Origin of the sequence: Streptomyces lushanensis, assembly GCF_001700515.1 — a bacterium.
Lineage (GTDB): Bacteria > Actinomycetota > Actinomycetes > Streptomycetales > Streptomycetaceae > Streptomyces > Streptomyces lushanensis.
The window spans coordinates 1-4253 of sequence record NZ_MAUD01000356.1 but is presented as its reverse complement, the minus strand read 5'-3'; the positions used below and the strand labels follow the sequence as shown (position 1 = coordinate 4253).

General features: G+C 74.0%; 4 protein-coding genes. All 4 read left to right on the top strand.

Going from position 1 to position 4253, the window contains the following annotated elements; genetic code table 11:
• A partial coding sequence (locus tag BFF77_RS25780) for a DUF4232 domain-containing protein (protein WP_141698527.1) occupies nt 1-493 on the top strand: 493 nt, incomplete at its 5' end.
• 455 nt (nt 494-948) lie between these two features.
• Complete coding sequence (locus BFF77_RS25770) at nt 949-1602, top strand: SMI1/KNR4 family protein (protein ID WP_245703707.1); 654 nt, start codon at nt 949-951, stop codon at nt 1600-1602.
• Between the two features lie 579 nt (nt 1603-2181).
• The gene (locus BFF77_RS37990; protein WP_342671266.1) at nt 2182-2370 is read left to right on the top strand and encodes a hypothetical protein; all 189 of its coding nucleotides are present in this window, start codon (nt 2182-2184) and stop codon (nt 2368-2370) included.
• A gap of 266 nt (nt 2371-2636) precedes the next feature.
• Nucleotides 2637-4091, top strand: coding sequence for a hypothetical protein (locus BFF77_RS25760; protein WP_066954052.1), 1455 nt, complete (start codon nt 2637-2639; stop codon nt 4089-4091).
• Nucleotides 4092-4253 lie beyond the last annotated feature (162 nt).

The window sequence follows — 4253 nt, the reverse complement described above, 5'->3', positions numbered from 1 at the left end:
GTGGCCTCCCAGGGCCGGGGACCCGGGCCCCCGGCCCTGGGAGGCCACCGGACCGGGCCCCTGTTCCGCCTCGGGCATCTCCTTCGGGCACGGGCCGGTGGACGCCGCCATGGGCCATCGGGCCGTCGAGATCGAGCTGACGAACTGCGGGAGGAAGCCCTACCGCGTCAACGGCTACCCCGAGATCCTTGTCCTGGACGAGGACCGTGAGCCGCTCGCGCTCACGCTCACCCATGGCAACGCGTACACGGACGCCTCCAGGAACCAGGGGCCGAAGCCGCTGACACTGGCGCCGGGGGACTCCGCGCGGTCGGTGCTGCACTGGAACAACCGGATCACCGATACGGCGGCCCACGGCACCGGCGCCCATGTGGTGGTCGCCGCCGCGGCGGGCGAGGAGCGGAGCACGCTGCCGCTGCCGGTGGATGTCGGCACGTCGGGCGAACTGGACGTCACGGCATGGGCCACCGGGCCGGCCCCGCGTCCGAACTGACCGGTCCGGGTCTGCCGTTGGCAGTATTCCGCTGTCGGCCGTTCGGCGTTCGTATATCGGCATCGAACAGTGATCGGCCGTCCGTTCGGGATGCGGCAGGATGCTCCCATGATGCGTACTCTGCCCCGTCCGGGGCTTCTGCTGTTACCGGGCCCCGCCCTCGCGTCCGCGGCCCGCGGGACCGGGAGGGCGCACGCCGGCGCCCCGGCCGACCGTGCCGAACCGGGGGCGCGCGCCCGGTACACGCGGTCGGCGGCCGAGCCGGCCCGGGTGACCGGGGCGGACGGCTCCGAGGCCGCGCCGCCGCCGGTCGGCGGCGGCGGTTTCGGCGGTACGTACACATCAGCGCGCTCCAGTGCTCCGAACAACAGCGTGCCGGAGGGAGCTTCGGGGTAGCAGGGGCCGGACTGTCAGTGGGTGCTGGTCCAACAGGGGATATGGAGGGCATGGAGAACATGGAGAACGAAAACGCCCACCAGGGCGAAGCAGACCTGGGCGAAACGGATCTGGGCGACCGAGGCGGGGCGGAGGACCGGGACGCGGGCGGTCCCGGCACGGCCGACCGGGGTGAACTGGCCGCGCTGCGCGCGGCCTTCCCGGCGGAGCGGTGTCTGCCACCGCTGGGCTGGGACGCGGTGCGCGCCTTCGAGCGCGAGCAGGGGATCGTCCTGCCCGAGCCCTACCGCACGCTGGTCGCCGAGATCTGCGACGGATGCAGCGAGGGCCCTGCCGACGTCGACGGGCTGATACCCGTGGCGGCGCTGCCCGCCGACTGGGGATGCGCGCAGACACAGCGGGTGCTGTCGAAGCCCTTCCCGCTCACCGAGACGTGGGTGTGGGAGGACGACCCGCGGCCGTACGAGGAGATCGAACCGCTCATCGACGAGGTCTGCAACCACGGGAGCGTGGTGCTGGGCGCGGACGGCTGCGGGATGTACTGGCATCTCGTGGTCACGGGCCCGCAGCGGGGCCGGATCTGGAACATCAGCGATGTGGGCGCGGCGCCGTTCGGGGCGGCGTTCGGCCACACCACCGCGGGGGACGGGTTCGCCGGCTGGGTGGCGCACTGGGCGACCACACGGCGGCCATGGTTCGACGTCGTGGTCTGACGGGGACCACGGACGGGGACATGACCGGTCGTCGGCCGCGACGGGGCGGGACGACGCGGCCGGTTGGTCGACCTCGACCGCACTTCATCTTCGAGCATGGTGGCGAGGGCGCACCGCGGGGGTGTGCCACCGAGGAGGCACCACCATGTCCGTACGTTCCGCCACCCTGCCCGAGATCTCCCGACCGGGTGTGGGTGTTGTCACGGTCGGCCGCCGGCGCCTCGGCACGCCCCGAGCGCCGGCGGGCCGCGGTCGAGGCCGTCGGCCGCGTGCGGCGGAGCCGGGAGTGGCCCCACGCCGGGCTGCTCTCGTACTCCGTCCTCACCGGCAACGACGGCGACTCCCTGCTCCACCGCTCGCAGTGGAGCGGCCCGGAGGCGTACGAGGAGTTCGACCGCACCGGCCGTGACGAGCGCGACGCCGGGATCGACGCGGCCGTGCCCGGGACCGGGCGGACCGGACCGCGCGCGTACGAGCTGTACCGCAGCCGGGGGCGCACGGCGGGCGGGCGCCCCCTTCCCGGCTGTGTCGTGATCGTGGACGTGGAGTTCGACGGGTCCGACAGCGAGCGGAATCGGCGTGGACGGGACACATGTCCTGAACTACGCGGAGTGGGAGAGCGAGCAGGCGCATCTCGACGCGCTGGCCGCGCCGGGCGACGGGGGCGGCACGGAGACCGAGGCGTGGCGGCGGGTGCGCAACCACCCCGGGCTCACGCGCGGCACGGTGCGTCGGTACACACCCGCGCCGAGCCTCACCGCGGGGTGAGAGCGGCGGCCCGGCCGTATGTGGGGTACGGCCGGACCGCCGCGGTTCCCGGGATGTGACGCCCCCCGTGCGAAGGTTTCCGGCCACTTGGGGAGGAGCCGTGCGGGGGGCCGTTCTACGCGCGTAATCTCCTTGCTGCGCGGGCCGGTTGTCAAGGGTGCCCCGACCCGCTCCACCTGTCGGGTACATGAACCGGGTGGGATGGGTCCAAATGCGTCTACGCTGGGGGCCGCCGTGAATCCGTACGCCGCGAGGAGAACCACCAGATGACCGGAGACCGCCCCACCGTGCCCCCGGTACGACTGCCCTCGGACGCGGAACTGGCGCGGGACGCGCTGGCCGCGCCACTGCTCGCCCGAGCCGCGCGGCTGGCCCGCTGGGCGGGCCCAGGCACTCGCGTGGGCGCGGGCGGTGAGCTGGTCGACGAGCAGCTTCCCGAGGCGGCGAAGGTGCTCGGTCTCGTGGACGAGGACGGCGAGGCGTACGCGAGCGAGGCGTGGCGGGTCGCGGTCGACACGGGCCTGGTGGCGGTCGAGGACGACGAGGACGACGAGACGGACGACGGCACCACCGGCCGGGTCACGGCGGGCGACCAGCTCGCCCTTCTCACCTCCGGATCCCCGCAGGACGTGCTGGCGCTCTGGCTGGACGCCCTGGACGTCGTCTTCGCCGACGCGACCGCGCCGGTCCTGGACGATCTGGCCGCGGCGATCGGCGAGGACGGCGAGATCGACTTCGAATCGCTCGACTGGGACCCGGAGTCGGAGGCGGAGTTCCTCGAAGGCGTGCTCGGCAATCTCTATCTGCTCACCGTCGCGGACGGGGACGGCGCGTCGGGACCCGTACCGCTGCCCGTCCTCGCCGCGTCGATGATCGTGCCCGACGACATGGGCGAGCCCACCGACGACGTCCTGGAGCAGGTCTCCGAGGCGATGATGCGGCTGGACGACCAGTTCCGGCTGCTGGAGCCCGTCGGGCTGGTCTCGTACGTACCGGTGGACGAGGCCCTGATGGAGGAGGACGCGGGGGGCGCCGACGCCTCGCTGCCCGTCGGCGAGGAGGACGTCGCCCGCTACGGCATGGTCCGGCTGACGCCGCTCGGGCTCTACGGGATCAGGTCGCGGATGCTGGAGGCCGGAGTCGACGCGCCCGCCGTCGGCGATCTCGCGGACAAGGACGCGCACGCGCTGCTGGACGGCGTCGCGCACTTCCCGGAGCTGTCGGCCCGCGCCGAGACCGAGCAGTGGCTGGCCCGCCGCGCGCCGGCCGACGCGGCGGGCCGGCTGCTGGCCGCCGCGCGCGGCACGGACCAGCGCGCGCCGCTGCGCCGGCTCCACTGCCAGCAGGCGCTCTCCCTGGTCGGCGCGGAGGCCGAGTCGGCGGTACGGGAGGTGCTGGACGACCCGGAACTGGGCGGTCTGGCCCGTGTCTGGCTCGCCGAACTGGGCGCGCGCGACGTGCCGCCGCCGCCGGAGCCGATGATCTTCTGGCTGGCCATCGACACGATCGCGGCGCAGCTCGACGCGGAGGGTGAACCGGAGGAGCTCCAGGAGCTGATCGAGGGCCTGGTCGGCCGCCACGGAGGCTTCTTCGACGCGGCCTGGCGCGTCGACCACCCGGCGACGGCGGATGTCCTGGAGGCGATGGGCCGGCTGCACCGCGACCGGGGGGTCTCGAAGGAGGCGCGCAAGGCGGCGTTCAAGGCAAGGTCCCGCGCGTAGCCGCCTCCCGGCGAGGGACCGTGATCCGCCGGAGGGCACCCGGCGCCGGTGCGGGCCGGTCCGTCCTCAATCGCCGGACGGGCTGGATGTGCCGCCCGGCACGGGCCGCAGCCGGAATGCGGCGGGAGGGGGGCGGGGTCGCAGGAGGTGCGTGTCCGGACA